Below are 16,884 nucleotides of genomic sequence, written 5' to 3'. Positions count from 1 at the left end.
GGAACGCCCGCACCTATCCTTGAAATACAAAACGCCCGATGCGGTGCATCGGGCGTTAGGGTGAAACAGGTGTAAACCTATTTCAGGACTAGACAGTTGCCGAAAGTGTTACGGCAGCATACCGGCGTGGGACAGACCGAAGCGCTCATCCAGCCCGAACAGAATGTTCATGTTCTGCACCGCCTGACCCGACGCGCCTTTGACCAGGTTGTCGATCACCGACAGCACCACTACCAGATCACCATCCTGCGGGCGGTGAATAGCGATGCGGCAGACGTTGGCGCCACGCACGCTGCGAGTTTCCGGGTGGCTGCCGGCCGGCATCACATCGACGAACGGCTCGTTGGCATAACGCTTTTCAAACAGTGCCTGCAGATCCACAGAACGATCGACCACGGTCGCGTACAGCGTGGAATGAATGCCACGAATCATCGGCGTCAGGTGCGGCACGAAGGTCAGACCGACATCCTTACCTGCAGCGCGACGCAGACCCTGGCGAATTTCCGGCAGATGACGGTGACCTTTCACCGCGTAAGCCTTCATGCTTTCCGACGTCTCGGAGTACAGCGAGCCTACAGAAGCACCGCGCCCGGCACCGCTGACGCCGGATTTGCAGTCGGCGATCAGACGCGAAGTGTCAGCCAGACCCGCTTCAAGCAGCGGCAGGAAACCCAATTGTGTGGCGGTTGGATAGCAACCCGGCACAGCGATCAGACGAGCCTTCTTGATCTGCTCGCGATTGACTTCCGGCAGGCCGTAGACCGCTTCGTCCAGCAACGCCGGCGCACCGTGCGGCTGGCCGTACCATTTGGCCCATTCTTCCGCGTCCTGCAGACGGAAGTCCGCGGACAGGTCGATGACCTTGGTGCCCGCCGCCAGCAATTCACCGGCCAACGCATGGGCAACGCCGTGCGGGGTGGCGAAGAACACCACATCGCAAGCGCCCAGGGTTTTGATGTCCGGTACGCTGAACGCCAGACCGTCGTAGTGACCGCGCAGGTTCGGGTACATGTCAGCCACGGCCAGACCGGCCTCGGATCGGGAAGTGATCACCACCACTTCTGCCTGCGGATGCTGTGCCAACAGACGCAGCAGTTCGACACCGGTGTAACCCGTGCCGCCGACGATACCGACCTTGACCATAAACCTGCCCTCAACGAACCCACTGGAAAGCCGTCGATAATAGGGGCCGCGCGCCCCTGCGACAACCATCAAGGTGACGTGCGGACGCTCAAGCCTCTACTATCCCGGCTACCGTGAACCTGGGAATAACCAAAAATGCTCTATCTATGGATCAAAGCCTTTCACATCGTCAGCGTCGTGTGCTGGTTTGCCGGGCTGTTCTACCTGCCGCGGCTGTTCGTTTATCACGCACAAAGTGAAGACACGCTCAGCAAGGAGCGCTTCAGCGTCATGGAGCGCAAGCTGTATCGCGGCATCATGGGCCCGGCGATGATCGCCACGCTGATTTTCGGCGGCTGGCTGATCTACCTCAACCCGGGCATCTTCAGCATGGGCGGCTGGATTCACGCCAAGCTGACGCTGGTGGTCCTGCTGATCGGCTACCACCACATGTGCGGCGCGCAGGTAAAACGCTTCGCCCGTGGCGAGAACACCCGCAGCCATGTCTTTTATCGCTGGTTCAATGAAGTGCCGGTTCTGATATTGCTGGCTATCGTAATTCTGGTCGTGGTCAAGCCGTTCTAATTTCATAACAGGCATCACACCTCGGGGGATTTCCAATGTCGCTGCCCGCTTTGCTCGAACAACGTCTGCGTCTGCCCGTGGTAGCGGCGCCGATGTTCCTGATTTCCAACCCGGAGCTGGTTCTCGCCTGCTGCCGTAACGGCGTGGTTGGCAGCTTCCCGGCGCTGAACCAGCGCGAAAGCAGCGGCTTCAAGGCCTGGCTGGAGGAGATTGAAGCGGGCCTGGCGACACTGGACAGCCCGGCGCCGTATGCAGTGAACCTGATCGTGCACAACAGCAACCCGCGTCTGCAGGCTGATCTGAACATCTGCGTCGAACACAAGGTGCCGATTGTCATCACCAGCCTCGGCGCGGTGAAGGAGCTGGTTGATGCCGTGCACAGCTACGGCGGTCTGGTGTTCCACGACGTGACCACCCGCAGGCATGCCGAGAAAGCCGCCGAAGCCGGAGTCGACGGTTTGATCGCGGTTGCGGCCGGCGCCGGCGGCCATGCCGGCACCTGGAGCCCGTTTGCGCTGATTGCCGAAATCCGCGAGTTCTTCGATAAAACCCTGTTGCTTGCAGGATGTCTTAACCACGGCCATGAGATTTTGGCTGCACAACTGCTTGGCGCGGATCTGGCCTACTTCGGCACGCGATTTATCGGCACCACCGAAAGTCATGCGCCTGACGCATACAAGGAGATGCTGCTGACGGCCAAGGCGGCGGACATCATCCATACTCCTGCAGTCTCTGGCGTACCGGCCAGCTTCATGCGTCAAAGCCTGGAGGCGGCGGGTTTCGACATGGCCGCGTTGCAAGGCAAGGGCGAGGTCAATTTCGGCGACAAGCTCAAACCGATCAACGACGAAGCCAAGGCCTGGAAGACCGTGTGGTCGGCCGGCCAAGGCGTAGGGCAAATTGACGATCTGCCGAGCGTGGACCAGTTGATCGCCCGGCTCGACGCGGAATATCGTCAGGCGCTGGAACGCGCGGCGCAGTTGCCAAAACGCTGGCCACGCTGAGAAAAATCAGGCCAGTCATCGACGGACTGGCCTTACACTTGCTGACCTTCAATTCATTCGCGACAAGGATGCCTCGGCCATGAGCGAACCTCGCTACAAGATCGTTTTCGACGGTGCTCTACAGCCCGGTGTCGATCTCACCACCGTCAAGCTCAATCTGGCGGCCCTGTTCAAAAGCGATGTTGTCGCCATCGAGCGCCTGTTCAACGGCAGCACCGTCGCCCTCAAACGCGACCTGACCCACAGCGATGCGCAGACTTATCTGCAGGCACTGAGCAAAACCGGCATCGACGCACGGATCGAAAGCGAGACGGCGATCGAACTGAGTCTTTCGGACGTGCATGAACAACCGGCGACCTTCAACGACCCCGTCTCACCTTACGCGCCCCCTCGGGCCAACGTTGGCGAGAACCTGCCAGCATTCGCTGCCCTCAAGCCCTTCAGCGTCGAAGGCCGGATCGGTCGCCTGCGCTTTCTGGCCTGGACCATGGTGCTGAGTCTGGTGACTTTGCCAATCGTGGCGATATTCGCATTTATCGGTCTGGGACTGGTCAGCGGCGACACCACCACCGGCCTGATCATCGGTGGGATATTCGCGTTCTTCCTGTTCCTCGGCTTCATCATTGTCAGCATTCTGTTCAGCGTGCAGCGCCTGCACGACATCGGCTGGTCCGGCTGGCTCTGGCTGCTGAACCTGGTACCGTTCGTGGGCAGCTTCTTCCCGCTGGTGATCATGGTCGTGCCGGGCAACACCGGCACCAACCGTTACGGCCCGCCACCGCCACCCAACAGTACGGCGGTCAAAGTGCTGTGTTCGCTCTGGATCGTGTTCTTCGCCCTGGTGTTTGCCGGCGGCATGCTCGGCGGTATTTCAGCCATTCAGCAAGAATATGAAACCAACCTCGAAAGCAGCTATGAAAGCGGCTCGGTCACCACCGATGAAGTCGAGGTCGAGACTGAACCGGCGAATTCCGTGGACGATGCAGCCGAAGCGCCCCCGGCCCCTGTAGACTCTGCGAAAGAATGAACAACGCTCCCCGCCGTGACACCTGCGTCGCTGGCGCGGGGCTGTTGCGATGGAGAATTGCATGACCCGTTACGCTCTGATCACCGGCGCCTCCAGTGGCATCGGCCTGGCCATGGCCGAAGCTCTGGCCCGGCGCGGCCGCAGCCTGATTCTGGTGGCCCGACAGCGTGATCAGCTGGAAAGCATCGCGATCGAACTGACCCAGCGCTTTGGCGTGGAAGTCCTGTTTCGTGCCTGCGACCTTGGTGAGCCTTTGCGCCTGTCCGGCTTTTTGCTGGAACTGGAAGAAGGCGACCGGCAGATTGATCTGCTGGTCAATTGCGCCGGCATCGGCACCTGCGGGCCGTTCCTGGCCCAGGACTGGATGACTGAGCAGGACCTGATCGAAGTCAACATCCTCGCCCTCACCCGCCTGTGCCACGCCATTGGCAACAGCATGGCGCTGCAGGGCGGCGGGCAGATTCTCAATGTCGCCTCGATGGCAGCGTTCAATCCCGGCCCGTGGATGAGTACCTACTACGCCAGCAAGGCCTATGTGTTGCACTTTTCCGAAGCGCTGCGGGTTGAGCTGAAACAGAGCGCGGTCAAGGTCTCGGTGCTCTGCCCCGGGCCGACCCGTACCGCGTTCTTCCGCACCGCACAGCTCAACAGCGACAAACTCAAGGACAGCAAACTGCTGATGAGTCCCGAGGAAGTCGCGCTGTATACCGTACGTGCGCTGGAGAAAAACCGCGCCATCATCATTCCGGGACGGCGCAACCGCTGGCTGGCCTTCCTGCCGCGTCTCGGCTCGCGCTGGCTCAATCGCACCATCGTCGGCATGCTCAATAAGGCTTACTGCCCGCGCTGAACTGTCTACGGCAAAACACTGGGCGGGGTCATTCTCCATGAGTACACTCAGGCCAGCCCCCACAACGGAGAAAACAGCAGTGGATACTCTGTTCACCAAGATCATCAACCGGGAGATTCCGGCCAAGATCATCTACGAGGACGACCAGGTTCTGGCGTTCCACGACATCGCCCCTCAGGCTCCGGTGCACTTTCTGGTGATCCCGAAGAAACCGGTGCGCACCCTCAACGACCTGACCGAAGACGACAAGGCACTGGCCGGGCACATCCTGTTCACCGCCCAGCGCCTGGCGCTGGAACTGGGTTGCGAGGAAGGCTTCCGGGTGGTGATGAACTGCAATGAAAAAGGTGGGCAGACCGTCTATCACATTCATATGCACGTACTGGGTCAGCGCCAGATGAACTGGCCGCCGGGCTGATTCACCGCAAACCCGTACAGGAGCTGCCGAAGGCTGCGATCTCTTGATCTTCGAGTATCAAAACAAGATCAAAAGATCGCAGCCTTCGGCAGCTCCTGCATAAAGCAAAAAGCACATCCAGTGCGACTGATGACCCAGCGCAAACCTTCCCCGGCCGATTCGGTTAAACTGGCCGTCGAGATTTTTCCCGGAGGTCAGCATGACTACCCAACGTCACTACTCGCCGATTGACCGTCTTCTGCTGCAAGCCGATGCCGCGATGCGCACCCTGCTGCCCTTCAGCGGCCAGCCATACCGTCCGTCACCCGCCATCGTCCAGCCGGAAGTGCAGATGAGCGACGAAGACACCCGCCATGTCGCCGGCCTGATGCGCATCAACCACACCGGTGAAGTCTGCGCCCAAGCGCTGTATCAGGGCCAGGCGCTGACCGCCAAGTTGCCGCAGGTGCGTGCCGCCATGGAACATGCCGCCGAAGAAGAAATCGATCATCTGGTGTGGTGCGAGCAGCGCATCCATCAGCTGGGCAGTCACACCAGCGTGCTCAATCCGCTGTTCTATGGAATGTCGTTCGGCATCGGCGCTGTGGCCGGTCTGATCAGTGACAAGGTCAGCCTTGGCTTCGTCGCGGCCACCGAGCATCAGGTATGCAAGCACTTGAACGAGCACCTGGAACAATTGCCGGCCGAGGACGAGAAGTCCCGGGCGATTCTGGAACAGATGCGCATTGATGAAGAGCATCATGCGGAGAGTGCACTGGATGCGGGTGGTTTCCGTTTTCCGGCGCCGGTGAAGTTCGGGATGAGTCTGTTGGCGAAGGTGATGACCAAGAGTACTTATCGGATCTGAGATCGGTATTGCTGCTGAAGGCCCCTTCGCGAGCAGGCTCGCTCCTACAGGGGGCATGCGGCAGGCATTAAAAAAGGCGACCGAAGTCGCCTTTTTTTGTGCCCGGGAATCTTACGCTGGCATGTTGCGTGCGTAGAAGATTTCCAGCATTTCGTGTTTCACCCGCTCGGTTACCTGAGCACGCTGCTCGGAGGACAGGTTGCTGGTGGCGTCGCCGAACAGGTAGTTATCCAGTTCGAAGTTCTTCAGCAGCATTTTGGTGTGGAACAGGTTTTCCTGGTACACGTTCACGTCGGTCATCTGATACGCGTCGCGAGTGTCTTCGGAAAGGTAGTTCTGGATCGAATTGATCTCGTGGTCGATGAAGTGCTTGTTGCCTTCAACGTCACGGGTGAAGCCGCGCACACGGTAATCCACAGTCACGATGTCCGAATCGAACTGGTGAATGAGGAAGTTGAGCGCTTTAAGCGGTGAAATGACACCACAGGTCGACACGTCGATGTCCACACGGAACGTCGCGATACCGGCGTCCGGATGGATTTCCGGATAGGTATGCACCGTGATGTGGCTCTTGTCGAGGTGGGCAAGGATGATTTCGGGCAATGGACCCGGGGACTCTTCGATCTGGCTGTCAGTCGGGGTCACCGGCTCTTCCGAGATCAGAATCGTGACGCTGGCACCCTGAGGCTCATAGTTCTGACTGGCAATGTTCAGAATGTTGGCACCAATGATTTCGACAACTTCCGTGAGGATCTGCGTCAGGCGTTCGGCGTTGTACTCTTGATTGATGTACTCGACGTAAGCCTGCTGGTCTTGCGGGGTTTCCGCGTAGCAGATGTCATAGATGTTGAAGCTCAAGGTCTTTGTCAGGTTATTGAACCCGTGGAGCTTGAGTTTGCTTTTCACCGTTAAAAACTCTCTATGTATGCGGCGCAGCCGCGTGATCAAGCATGCCCGTCAAGTGCGAACAACGCACCTGCGTAGGACGGTTAACACCTCTTCGCGATGGCGATTTTGGTTATCTGTTCAGGCGGATGACCCGTCGGCTGACCGATCACTGCCCTGAAAAAAGTGGCGCATTATGCAGACGTCAGCGAGGGATCGCCAGAGTCTGCACTGCTTTTATGATAGTTGAATGTCGGTTCAACCGAGTTCGACGATTTCGTAATCGTGAGTGATCGCCACACCGGCCGCGCCGAGCATGATCGACGCCGAGCAATACTTCTCGGCAGACAGCTCGATGGCACGCTTGACCTGGGCTTCTTTCAGGCCCCGGCCCTTGACCACGAAGTGCATGTGGATCTTGGTAAACACCTTCGGATCTTCGGTTGCGCGCTCGGCTTCGAGGAACGCTTCGCAGCTTTCAACCGCCTGGCGCGACTTCTTCAGGATGCTGACCACGTCGAAGTTGCTGCAACCGCCAACACCCAGCAGGAGCATTTCCATCGGGCGAACACCCAGATTACGACCACCGGCGTCCGGCGGACCGTCCATGACCACAACATGACCGCTGCCGGACTCGCCGAGAAACATGGCTTCGCCAGCCCATTGGATGCGTGCCTTCATCGCCAAGACTCCACTGTAGAAAAAAGGGTCGCCAGCTTAGCACAGGCCCCTGCTCTGACAGCGCCCGGCGTTCCTAGGACGGATGCCTCTGCTGCGTAGGTAATTTCTCGAATTTTCGACGAAGTGTCTGGTAAGCTGGCGCCAATTCGCTGGCGCCAATTGTCAGCCTGTAGCGACCGCCTTCAGCGCCTCATAAAAAAACCAAACATCACCGTGCAGTCTTTTCGGGATACAACCATGGTTGCTATTACCCCCACACCCAAAATCAAGAACCTCGACAAGCTGTTGATGCATTGCCAGCGCCGTCGCCATGCGGCCAAGAGCAACATCATTTGCGCCGGCGATCGCTCGGACACGCTGTACTTCATCATCAAGGGTTCGGTAACAATCCTGATTGAAGACGACGACGGTCGCGAAATGATCATCGCCTACCTCAATGCCGGAGATTTCTTTGGCGAGCTGGGTTTGTTCGAGCAGGCGGGCCAGGAACAACAACGCAGTGCCTGGGTGCGGGCGAAAGTCGAATGTGAAATCGCCGAAATCAGCTACGTGAAGTTCCGCGAATTGTCGCAGCAGGATCCCGACATTCTTTACGTCCTCAGCGGACAAATCGCCCAACGCCTGCGCAATACCACACGCAAGGTCGGCGATCTGGCGTTCTTTGACGTCACCGGCCGTGTGGCCCGTTGCCTGCTGGAGCTGTGCAAACAGCCTGACGCGATGACCCACCCGGACGGCATGCAGATCAAGGTGACCCGTCAGGAAATCGGGCGGATTGTCGGTTGTTCGCGGGAGATGGTCGGTCGCGTGCTCAAGGATCTTGAGGAACGCAACCTGGTGGATGTGAAAGGCAAGACCATGGTGGTCTTCGGCACGCGCTAAGCACGCAAAATCAGGCGCTGTAGACCTGCGCCAGCATCAGCCGAAACAGCTCATCAAGACGCGCCAATGCCGTTGGCGCGGCAAACTTCTCATGCAGGGCGATGTGGCTTTCAGCCCGCACTCGCTGCTCCAGACCGCAGGCCTCGTTGAAGCGATTGACCGCCGCGACCATCGACTCTCGCTCGTTATCGATCAACATCGCCCCGTGCACCAACCCCACCGGACGCTGACCACCCTGGCTCTGACGCCAGCGCTGAGCGGTGCCGACCATCTTGCGACCGTCGAGATTGACGTTGAAGCGGCCGTCGCAGAACGCACCGTCGATTTCGCCCAGCGAAGACACGCCACCCAACTCATCCAGCAATTCACAGATCGGATCACACAGGCGCCGGTAACCGGTTTCAATGCGATTCAGATCACCCTCGCTGCGGGGCGGGGCGTAGACCAACGCGATGTTGATGGTTGAGGCGGATTGCGGGACCGGTTCGCCACCGGTTTCCCGCAGCAAGACTGGCCAACCGGCAGCAGCGGAGACTTCACAGGCGTGATCAAAACCGGGCAGACGATTGAGGCGGCGTGGCATGACTAGCGCGCGATCGCTGGGTTGCCAGAACAGCAGGCCGAATTCGGCGTTGCCGGCGCAGACCGAGGCCAACAAGTCTTGTTCGGCTTGCAGGCCGGCTTCGATGGTGAGGGAGGCAGGGATCATAAGGTTTCCGTAGGACGTTCAGTCTGAGGTGAATCTTATGTCGTCATCGCGAGCAGGCTCACTCCTACAGGGGGAACGCATTCCAAGTGTAGGAGCGAGCCTGCTCGCGAAAGGGGCGACTCGGTCTGAAGCAGATCAGTCGAGGGTCGAACCACTGACCGGAACGCCGCGCTCCGGGAAGAACAGGCGCTGCAGTTCGGTGCCAGGGCTTTCGGCGCGCATGAACGCTTCGCCGACCAGGAATGCGTAAACGTCGCTGATTTCCATCAGCTCGACATCGGCACGGTTGAGAATGCCGCTCTCGGTGATCACCAAGCGATCACGCGGGATCCGCGGCAGCAGGTCGAGGGTAGTTTCCAGGCTGACGTCGAAGGTGTGCAGGTTGCGGTTGTTGACCCCGACCAGTGGCGTGTCGAGGGTTTTCAGCGCGCGCTCCAGCTCATCGCCATCGTGCACTTCCACCAGCACATCGAGACCGACGCTTTTGGCGACCGAGGCCAGCTCAGCCATTTTCACGTCATCCAGTGCGGAGACGATCAACAGCACGCAGTCGGCGCCCAGCGCGCGGGCTTCGACGATCTGGTACGGATCGATCATGAAGTCCTTGCGAATCACCGGCAATTTGCACGCGGCGCGGGCCTGTTGCAGGTAGGCATCGGCGCCCTGGAAGTAGTCGATGTCGGTCAGCACGGAAAGACAGGTCGCCCCGCCCTTCTCGTAGCTCTTGGCGATGTCGGCAGGCACGAAGTTCTCGCGGATCACGCCCTTGCTCGGCGAAGCTTTCTTGATTTCAGCGATGACCGCCGGCTGCTTCTTCTTGGCCTGCGCCAGCAATGCCTGGGCAAAACCACGGGGTGCATCGGCCGCCTTGGCCAGACTTTCCAGCTCGCTCAGGCTGACGCGAGCACTGCGCTCGGCGACTTCCTGGACTTTGCGCGCCAGAATGTTTTCCAGAACCGTCGGTACACTCATCCCTCATTCTCCACTTTGAATACCGCGGTAAAGGCACCCAACTCCTCGAGTTTTTCCCGAGCAAGGCCGGTGTGCAGTGCGTCGTGCGCAAGCGCCACGCCGTCTTTGAGACTGGTCGCCAGGTCAGCGGCGTACAGCGCTGCACCGGCATTGAGCACAATCATTTCGGCGGCTTTCTGGCCGTTCTCGGTCTTGCGCTTGCCCAGTGCGTCACGAATCAGCGCCAGGGATGCTTCCGGTCCATCCACCGACAGGCCGTGCAGGCTCTGGCTCTTCATGCCCAGGTCTTCCGGCTCGACCCAATACTCAGTGATCTCGTTGTTCTTCAGTTCAGCGACGAAGGTCGGCGCGGCAAGACTGAACTCGTCCAGACCATCCTTCGAATGCACCACCAGCACATGTTTGCTGCCCAGTCGTTGCAAGACTTCGGCCAATGGCCGGCACAGCGCGGGCGTGAACACACCCACCACCTGATGTTTCACACCGGCCGGATTCGTAAGCGGGCCGAGCATGTTGAACAGCGTACGCAAGCCGAGATCGCGGCGCGGGCCGGCGGCGTACTTCATGGCTTTGTGGTGAGTCTGGGCAAACATGAAACCGATGCCGACGTTGTCGATGCAACGGGCGACCTGCACCGGCGTCAGGTTCAGGTAGATGCCGGCGGCTTCGAGCAAGTCGGCGCTGCCGCTCTTGCCAGATACTGCGCGGTTGCCGTGCTTGGCCACGGTGCAACCGGCTGCCGCGACGACGAACGCGGATGCGGTCGACACGTTGAAGATATTCGCACCGTCACCGCCGGTGCCCACTACATCGACCACGCCGTCGAGGGTCTTGAGTTCGACCTGATCGGCCAGCTCACGCATCACCGAAACCGCGCCGACGATTTCGTCGATGCTCTCGCTCTTCATGCGCATCGCCATCATGAATGCGCCGATCTGCGCTTCGGTGCATTGGCCGGTCATGATTTCGCGCATCACGTCGCGCATTTCCTCGGTGCTGAGGTCGAGGTGTTCGACGATACGGCTCAGGGCTGTCTTGATGTTCATGGGAGTCCTTAGCGCGTGCCGCCGGTTTGTTTGAGGAAGTTGGCAAACAGTTCATGGCCCTGCTCGGTCAGGATCGACTCAGGGTGGAACTGTACGCCCTCAATGTTCAGGGTCTTGTGCCGCAGGCCCATGATTTCGTCGACTGAACCATCATCGTGCTGGGTCCACGCGGTCAGCTCAAGGCACTCGGGCAAAGTATCGTGCTTGACGATCAGCGAGTGGTAGCGGGTAACCGTCAGCGGATGATTCAGACCGGCGAAAACGCCCTTGTCCTCATGGAATACCGGGCTAGTCTTACCGTGCATCACCTGACGGGCACGCACCACATCGCCGCCGAACGCTTGGCCAATCGATTGATGGCCGAGGCAGACGCCGAGGATCGGCAGTTTGCCGGCGAAATGCTTGATGGCTTCGATGGAAATGCCGGCTTCGGTCGGCGTGCACGGGCCTGGCGAGACCACGATGCGCTCGGGGTTGAGCGCTTCGATTTCGGCGACGGTCAGTTCGTCGTTGCGCACCACCTTGACCTCGGCACCCAGCTCGCCGAGGTACTGCACAACGTTGTAAGTAAAGGAGTCGTAGTTGTCGATCATCAGCAACATGGCGTTTCGAACCTCTTGAATTCTGACTTGAAGACAGCCTTCGAATGACTTGCCCGCAGGGCGCTGCACGATGTCGGACGCGCAGGAGGCGTCGGCACAGCGGCATTTCAAACGGGCAAGGAAGGCAAAGCGATACAGATCCGGCGGGGCCGGCAGAAAAGATTCAGGCGCGCCAACGCCAACGGGCGTGTGCCTTGATGACTTGATCCAGAAGTTTGCTGACGATCAACACGGGGAAGGTCTCGTTCATACGTTCCGGCACAGTAACTTAGCTGGGCGGAGCGTGCAATATGGCGGGGCTGACGGGGGACAAAACTAAGGGAGGCTTCGCGACCGATGGCAAAACGCCGGGAGTTTTTGGTACTGTCGTTTCGTTCACCTACAACAATAAATAAACGGACTTGCTCATGATCAAACAGACGTTGTTTGTACCGCTTGCCGGTTGCCTGCTCGCCATGGCTTGCGCCCAGGCCTACGCAGCACCCGCTCCCTATTCGAATTTCATTGTGTTCGGCGACAGCCTGAACGACGCCGGGACCTTCAGGGATACCGGCGGCCCGGCCGGTGCCACGCAGCGCTACACCAACCGCACCGGCCCGCTGTACAAGGACGGCACCGGGGAAAACCGCGACCTCAACGCCACCCAGATCATCGGCGGCAAACTGGGTTTCAGCCCCGACCAGACCGCCTCCTCATCCTCGGCTGTGCGTGCCGGCGAAGGCCTGGCCGATGGCAACAACTGGGCGGTGGGCGGTTACCGGACTGACCAGATTCTCGACTCGATCACCACGCAGTCCGCCACCGGCGAACGCACCCGCAGCGGTTATCTGCCGTCGAACGGCTTCCGTGCCGATCCGAACGCGCTGTATTACCTGTCCGGGGGCGGCAACGATTTCCTTCAGGGCCGCGTGCTCAGCCTCGATCAGGCCAGCGCCGCGGCCGATCGCCTGGCCGACAGCGCCCGTACGCTGCAAGGCGCCGGCGCCAAATACATCATGGTCTGGCTGCTGCCGGACATCGGCCTGACGCCGGCCATCAACGGCTCGCCGCTGCAGGGCTTCACCTCGCAGCTCAGCGCCCAGTTCAACACCGAACTGGTCAGCCAGCTGCAGGGCATCAACGCCGAAATCATTCCACTGAACATTCCGGTGCTGCTCAAAGAGGCTTTCGCCAACCCGGCGCAATTCGGCCTCGCGACCGACCAGAACCTGACGGCCACCTGCTTCAGCGGCAACAGCTGTACCGAGAACGCCCGGTACGGCATCAACAGCGCCACGCCGGATCCGACCAAGCTGATCTACAACGACGCGGTACACCCCACCGAAGCCGGCCAGCGCTTGATTGCCGACTACGCCTACTCGCTGCTGGCTGCCCCTTGGGAGCTGACCTTGCTGCCGGAAATGGCCCAGGGTTCGTTGCGCGCGCATCAGGATGAACTGCGCAATCAATGGCTGGCCGACTGGGAAAACTGGCAAGCCGTGGGCCAATGGCGCGCCATCGTTGCCGGCGGCGGTCAACATCAGGACTTCGACGGCCAGCACAGCGCCGCCAGTGCCGATGGCAACGGCTACAACCTGAACATCGGCGGCAGCTATCGAGTCAACGAGGCCTGGCGTGTGGGTCTGGCCGCGGGTCTCTACCACCAGAAACTCGAAGCCGGCGACGCCGACTCGGAATACAAACTTAACTCCTACATGGGCACCGCGTTCGCCCAGTATCAGCAAAACCGCTGGTGGGGCGACCTGGCGATGACCGCCGGCAAACTCGACTACGACAGCCTCAAGCGTAAATTCCAGCTGGGGGTCAACGAGCGCGGGGAGAAAGGCGATACCGACGGTTATGTATTGGCAATCAGCGGCCGCATCGGCTACGACATCGCGCAGCAGGCCAGCAGCCCGTGGCACCTGTCGCCATTCGTCAGCGCCGATTTCGGCAAGACCGAAGTGGATGGTTACTCGGAAAAAGGCGCGGATTCCACGGCGCTGACCTTCGATGACCAGTCGCGCAACTCGCGGCGTCTGGGCCTGGGTATCCAGGGCAAGTACCAGATCACTGCGCAGACCGAAGTCTTCGGCGAGTTCGCTCACGAACGTGAGTACAACGACGACCGGCAAGACCTGACCATCAACCTCAACAGCCTGCCGGGCAACCGTTTCACCCTCGAAGGCTACGAGCCTCAGACCAACCTCAATCGCCTGAACCTGGGCGTGAGCCACAAACTCACGCAGGATCTGGCGTTGCGCGCCAGCTACAACGTGCGCAAGGATGATGACTTTACACAGCAGGGGGTTAATGTCGGGGTCAGCCTGGATTTCTGAGGTTGAAAGGCAAAAGATCGCAGGCTGCGCCAGCTCCTACAGGGTTAGCGCAGGCATAAAAAAACGCGGCGCCCTCATAGGCGCCGCGTTTTTTTTTGTTGAACACAATCCAATGTAGGAGTGAACCTGCTCGCGATGGCGGTGGAACAGACAACATTAAAGGTGAATGTCAGACCGAAATCGCGAGCAGGCTCACTCCTACAAGGGTTTTGCGTGGATCAGGTGTCCGGGGTCTGCTCGGCCAGGGCCACGGCGCGGAACATCGCGCGGCGCTTGTTCAGGGTTTCTTCCCATTCCAGCGCCGGCACCGAGTCGGCGACGATGCCGCCACCGGCCTGCACGTGCAGCTCGCCGTTCTTGATCACCGCGGTGCGAATCGCAATCGCGGTGTCCATGTTGCCGTTCCAGGCGAAGTAACCGACCGCACCGCCATACACGCCACGCTTGACCGGTTCCAGCTCATCGATGATTTCCATCGCACGGATCTTCGGTGCGCCGGACAAGGTGCCCGCCGGCAGAATCGCCCGCAGCGCGTCCATCGCGGTCAGCCCGGCCTTCAACTGGCCAGTGACGTTGGAGACGATGTGCATCACGTTGGAATAACGCTCGATGACCATTTTCTCGGTGAGCTTCACCGAACCGATTTCCGAAACCCGGCCAGTGTCATTACGACCGAGGTCGATCAGCATCAAGTGCTCGGCGATCTCTTTATCATCCGACAGCAGGTCTTCTTCCAGCGCCAGATCCGCTTCTTCGGTGGCGCCACGCGGGCGCGTGCCGGCAATCGGGCGCACGGTGATCAGGTTGTCCTCGACCCGCACCAGCACTTCCGGCGAACTGCCGACGACATGGAAGTCGCCGAAGTTGAAGAAGTACATGTACGGCGTCGGGTTGAAGCAACGCAGTGCGCGATACAGATCGATCGGCGCCGCCTTGAAGTCGATCGACATGCGCTGCGACGGAACGACCTGCATGCAGTCGCCTGCGAGGATATATTCCTTGATAGTGTCGACGGCTTTTTCGTAGTCGCTCTGGGTGAAACTGGAGCGGAACAGCGGATCAGCCGCTTGTTGCTTGCTGAAATCCAGGCCACGGCGCGGGGTGATCGGCTGGCGCAGTTTTTCCAGCAGCTCCTGCAATTGCGCCTGGCCCTGCTCGTAGGCGTCGGCTTGCGCCGGGTCAGCGAGGACAATCGCGTGCATCTTGCCGGCGAGGTTGTCGAACACCACCACCGCATCGGACACCATCAGCAGAATGTCCGGCACGCCCAGTGGATCCGGGTTCGGGCATTTGCCCAGACGCTTCTCGACATAACGCACGCAGTCGTAACCGAAGTAGCCGACCAGCCCCCCATTGAAACGCGGCAGACCGGCGATGGTCGGCACGTTATAGCGGGCCTTGAAGGTTTCGACGAAGGCCAGCGGGTCTTCGACGTCATGGCTTTCGGTCTCGACGCCATCGACGGTAATGCTCACGTGATGGTCGTGCACCCGCAGTACAGTGCGGCACGGCAGGCCGATGATCGAGTAACGGCCCCACTTCTCGCCGCCCTGCACCGATTCGAGCAGGTAGGAGTTGGGCTGGTCGGCCAGTTTCAGGTAGATCGACAGCGGCGTGTCGAAGTCGGCCAGGGTTTCGCAGGCCAACGGAATGCGGTTGTAGCCGTCAGCGGCCAGGCGCAGGAATTCTTCGCGGATCATGGGGTGCCTCGTGGTGTGAGGGGCAAATCAGTCAGGTGTGCAAACGCGCCGGCAAGCCGGCCAGGAACCAGTCAGGCGCGCCAACGCCAGCGGGCCAGGGCCTTGATGACTTTCATCCAGAGTTTGCGGGTGACCACCACGATGGCGTTTCCAGAATGGGATTGAGCAGCGTCGGGCAACGTTATCTCAGCGGCTGTACCGAGGCAACCGGGAATTAGCTTGCGCAGATCGTCGATCACCAGTGCCGGGGATTCCTCGGCAATCGGTCGGCCGTGGTTGTAGCCGTAGCTCAGCGCCACGCACTTGACCCCCGCCGCTTTCGCCGCCAGCACATCGCTGCGCGAATCACCGACGAACAGCGATTGCGAAGCCGGAATGTTGGCCATCTTCATCACGAAGAACAGCGCGGCCGGATCAGGCTTCTTCTGCGGTAGCGTATCGCCGCCGATGATCCACTTGAAGTAACGGCCGATCTTCATCTGATCCAGCAGCGGCGCGACGAAACGCTCGGGCTTGTTGGTGATCAGCGCCATGGCCACACCCTGCTTGTGCAGCCATTTGAGGGTATCGCGCACGCCGGGATAGACCACGGTCAGCTCGTGGCTCGCGCCATAGGCTTCCATGAATACTTCCAGCGCGTGCTCGGCCTCGACGTCATCCACCGCCGAATGATCGATGCCACCGGCCAGCGCCCGGCGCACCAGCACCGGTGCGCCATTGCCGACCCACTCGCGTACCGACTCGATGCCGGCAGGCTTGCGGCCGAGGGAGAGCAGCATGGTGTCCACCGCCGCCGCCAGGTCGGGAACCGAGTCGATCAGCGTGCCATCCAGATCGAACATCACCAACCGTGGCAGTTGCCCCGGGAACAGCTGCTCAAAACCGCTCATGGGCGCGCCAGCGCCAGTTCGGAACGCATCTTGTCGATGACTTCCTGATAGTTCGGTGCATTGAAGATCGCCGACCCGGCGACGAAGGTATCAGCACCGGCTGCGGCGATTTCGCGGATGTTGTTGACGTTGACGCCACCGTCGATTTCCAGACGGATGTCGCGGCCCGAAGCATCAATGATCGCCCGCGCTTCGCGCAGTTTATCGAGGGTGCCGGGGATGAACTTCTGCCCACCGAAGCCCGGGTTGACGCTCATCAGCAAGACCATGTCGACCTTGTCGATCACGTACTTGAGCACGTCCAGCGGGGTTGCCGGGTTGAACACCAGGCCGGATTTGCAGCCGC

Annotated in this window: 18 protein-coding genes; 8 read left to right on the top strand and 10 right to left on the bottom strand. The window is 60.1% G+C overall.

Annotated elements, in window-relative coordinates; all coding sequences use genetic code 11:
- Nucleotides 1-108 precede the first annotated feature (108 nt).
- Entirely contained in the window at nt 109-1,143 is a 1,035-nt protein-coding gene (gene argC / locus ACIP8I_RS24390) for an N-acetyl-gamma-glutamyl-phosphate reductase (protein ID WP_400764451.1), read from the bottom strand.
- 135 nt (nt 1,144-1,278) lie between these two features.
- On the opposite strand from argC, the gene hemJ reads away from it, so the two are divergent.
- From hemJ to coq7, 6 genes are all read left to right on the top strand, one after another.
- Nucleotides 1,279-1,707, top strand: coding sequence for a protoporphyrinogen oxidase HemJ (gene hemJ, locus ACIP8I_RS24385; protein ID WP_338800127.1), 429 nt, complete (start codon nt 1,279-1,281; stop codon nt 1,705-1,707).
- A 35-nt stretch (nt 1,708-1,742) separates the two neighbouring features.
- Nucleotides 1,743-2,711: an NAD(P)H-dependent flavin oxidoreductase gene (locus tag ACIP8I_RS24380; protein WP_400764450.1), complete on the top strand. Its 969-nt coding sequence runs from the start codon at nt 1,743-1,745 to the stop codon at nt 2,709-2,711.
- A 79-nt stretch (nt 2,712-2,790) separates the two neighbouring features.
- Complete coding sequence (locus ACIP8I_RS24375) at nt 2,791-3,738, top strand: DUF805 domain-containing protein (protein WP_400764449.1); 948 nt, start codon at nt 2,791-2,793, stop codon at nt 3,736-3,738.
- A 61-nt stretch (nt 3,739-3,799) separates the two neighbouring features.
- The gene (locus ACIP8I_RS24370) at nt 3,800-4,588 is read left to right on the top strand and encodes an SDR family oxidoreductase (RefSeq protein WP_367085927.1); all 789 of its coding nucleotides are present in this window, start codon (nt 3,800-3,802) and stop codon (nt 4,586-4,588) included.
- A gap of 79 nt (nt 4,589-4,667) precedes the next feature.
- Nucleotides 4,668-5,006, top strand: coding sequence for a histidine triad nucleotide-binding protein (locus ACIP8I_RS24365; RefSeq protein WP_003228789.1), 339 nt, complete (start codon nt 4,668-4,670; stop codon nt 5,004-5,006).
- 199 nt (nt 5,007-5,205) lie between these two features.
- Nucleotides 5,206-5,853 (top strand): 2-polyprenyl-3-methyl-6-methoxy-1,4-benzoquinone monooxygenase, encoded by a 648-nt coding sequence (coq7, locus tag ACIP8I_RS24360; protein ID WP_007966428.1) that lies wholly within the window; start codon nt 5,206-5,208, stop codon nt 5,851-5,853.
- A 111-nt stretch (nt 5,854-5,964) separates the two neighbouring features.
- Here coq7 and speD read toward each other — a convergent pair whose 3' ends face one another.
- Complete coding sequence (speD, locus tag ACIP8I_RS24355) at nt 5,965-6,759, bottom strand: adenosylmethionine decarboxylase (RefSeq protein ID WP_027610737.1); 795 nt, start codon at nt 6,757-6,759, stop codon at nt 5,965-5,967.
- 237 nt (nt 6,760-6,996) lie between these two features.
- On the bottom strand, nt 6,997-7,419 hold the full coding sequence (locus tag ACIP8I_RS24350) for an OsmC family protein (RefSeq protein WP_003228794.1): 423 nt from the start codon (nt 7,417-7,419) through the stop codon (nt 6,997-6,999).
- A gap of 237 nt (nt 7,420-7,656) precedes the next feature.
- On the opposite strand from ACIP8I_RS24350, the gene crp reads away from it, so the two are divergent.
- The gene (crp, locus tag ACIP8I_RS24345; RefSeq protein ID WP_007966430.1) at nt 7,657-8,301 is read left to right on the top strand and encodes a cAMP-activated global transcriptional regulator CRP; all 645 of its coding nucleotides are present in this window, start codon (nt 7,657-7,659) and stop codon (nt 8,299-8,301) included.
- Between the two features lie 10 nt (nt 8,302-8,311).
- Here crp and ACIP8I_RS24340 read toward each other — a convergent pair whose 3' ends face one another.
- From ACIP8I_RS24340 to ACIP8I_RS24325, 4 genes are all read right to left on the bottom strand, one after another.
- Nucleotides 8,312-9,010 (bottom strand): biotin/lipoate A/B protein ligase family protein, encoded by a 699-nt coding sequence (locus tag ACIP8I_RS24340; protein ID WP_400764448.1) that lies wholly within the window; start codon nt 9,008-9,010, stop codon nt 8,312-8,314.
- Nucleotides 9,011-9,145: 135 nt separating this feature from the next.
- Nucleotides 9,146-9,982, bottom strand: a complete 837-nt coding sequence (trpC, locus tag ACIP8I_RS24335; protein ID WP_400764446.1) for an indole-3-glycerol phosphate synthase TrpC — start codon at nt 9,980-9,982, stop codon at nt 9,146-9,148.
- Nucleotides 9,979-11,028 (bottom strand): anthranilate phosphoribosyltransferase, encoded by a 1,050-nt coding sequence (gene trpD / locus ACIP8I_RS24330; protein WP_400764444.1) that lies wholly within the window; start codon nt 11,026-11,028, stop codon nt 9,979-9,981. Before trpD ends, trpC begins: the two co-directional genes overlap by 4 nt.
- Before the next feature lie 8 nt (nt 11,029-11,036).
- On the bottom strand, nt 11,037-11,630 hold the full coding sequence (locus ACIP8I_RS24325) for an aminodeoxychorismate/anthranilate synthase component II (RefSeq protein WP_047596412.1): 594 nt from the start codon (nt 11,628-11,630) through the stop codon (nt 11,037-11,039).
- Between the two features lie 407 nt (nt 11,631-12,037).
- On the opposite strand from ACIP8I_RS24325, the gene estP reads away from it, so the two are divergent.
- Nucleotides 12,038-13,948, top strand: a complete 1,911-nt coding sequence (gene estP / locus ACIP8I_RS24320) for an esterase EstP (protein ID WP_400764442.1) — start codon at nt 12,038-12,040, stop codon at nt 13,946-13,948.
- A 218-nt stretch (nt 13,949-14,166) separates the two neighbouring features.
- Here estP and trpE read toward each other — a convergent pair whose 3' ends face one another.
- From trpE to ACIP8I_RS24305, 3 genes are all read right to left on the bottom strand, one after another.
- A complete protein-coding gene (gene trpE, locus ACIP8I_RS24315; RefSeq protein WP_400764440.1) occupies nt 14,167-15,648 on the bottom strand; it encodes an anthranilate synthase component I in 1,482 nt (493 codons plus the stop codon).
- 71 nt (nt 15,649-15,719) lie between these two features.
- Nucleotides 15,720-16,538 (bottom strand): phosphoglycolate phosphatase, encoded by an 819-nt coding sequence (locus ACIP8I_RS24310; protein WP_400764439.1) that lies wholly within the window; start codon nt 16,536-16,538, stop codon nt 15,720-15,722.
- The coding region (locus tag ACIP8I_RS24305; RefSeq protein ID WP_400764437.1) for a ribulose-phosphate 3-epimerase at nt 16,535-16,884 on the bottom strand (350 nt) is incomplete at its 5' end. The genes ACIP8I_RS24305 and ACIP8I_RS24310, both read right to left, overlap by 4 nt.

Origin of the sequence: Pseudomonas sp. NPDC088414 (genome assembly GCF_044753325.1) — a bacterium.
Taxonomy (GTDB): domain Bacteria; phylum Pseudomonadota; class Gammaproteobacteria; order Pseudomonadales; family Pseudomonadaceae; genus Aquipseudomonas.
Note: the sequence above shows the minus strand (reverse complement) of the source record. Positions and strands in the feature narration are given on the sequence as shown.

Coding starts and splice junctions, on each gene's coding strand:
- argC (WP_400764451.1), bottom strand. CDS start 1,143: ATGGTCAAGGTCGGTATCGTCGGCGGCACGGGTTACACCGGTGTCGAA.
- hemJ (WP_338800127.1), top strand. CDS start 1,279: ATGCTCTATCTATGGATCAAAGCCTTTCACATCGTCAGCGTCGTGTGC.
- ACIP8I_RS24380 (WP_400764450.1), top strand. CDS start 1,743: ATGTCGCTGCCCGCTTTGCTCGAACAACGTCTGCGTCTGCCCGTGGTA.
- ACIP8I_RS24375 (WP_400764449.1), top strand. CDS start 2,791: ATGAGCGAACCTCGCTACAAGATCGTTTTCGACGGTGCTCTACAGCCC.
- ACIP8I_RS24370 (WP_367085927.1), top strand. CDS start 3,800: ATGACCCGTTACGCTCTGATCACCGGCGCCTCCAGTGGCATCGGCCTG.
- coq7 (WP_007966428.1), top strand. CDS start 5,206: ATGACTACCCAACGTCACTACTCGCCGATTGACCGTCTTCTGCTGCAA.
- ACIP8I_RS24350 (WP_003228794.1), bottom strand. CDS start 7,419: ATGAAGGCACGCATCCAATGGGCTGGCGAAGCCATGTTTCTCGGCGAG.
- crp (WP_007966430.1), top strand. CDS start 7,657: ATGGTTGCTATTACCCCCACACCCAAAATCAAGAACCTCGACAAGCTG.
- ACIP8I_RS24340 (WP_400764448.1), bottom strand. CDS start 9,010: ATGATCCCTGCCTCCCTCACCATCGAAGCCGGCCTGCAAGCCGAACAA.
- trpC (WP_400764446.1), bottom strand. CDS start 9,982: ATGAGTGTACCGACGGTTCTGGAAAACATTCTGGCGCGCAAAGTCCAG.
- trpD (WP_400764444.1), bottom strand. CDS start 11,028: ATGAACATCAAGACAGCCCTGAGCCGTATCGTCGAACACCTCGACCTC.
- ACIP8I_RS24325 (WP_047596412.1), bottom strand. CDS start 11,630: ATGTTGCTGATGATCGACAACTACGACTCCTTTACTTACAACGTTGTG.
- estP (WP_400764442.1), top strand. CDS start 12,038: ATGATCAAACAGACGTTGTTTGTACCGCTTGCCGGTTGCCTGCTCGCC.
- trpE (WP_400764440.1), bottom strand. CDS start 15,648: ATGATCCGCGAAGAATTCCTGCGCCTGGCCGCTGACGGCTACAACCGC.
- ACIP8I_RS24310 (WP_400764439.1), bottom strand. CDS start 16,538: ATGAGCGGTTTTGAGCAGCTGTTCCCGGGGCAACTGCCACGGTTGGTG.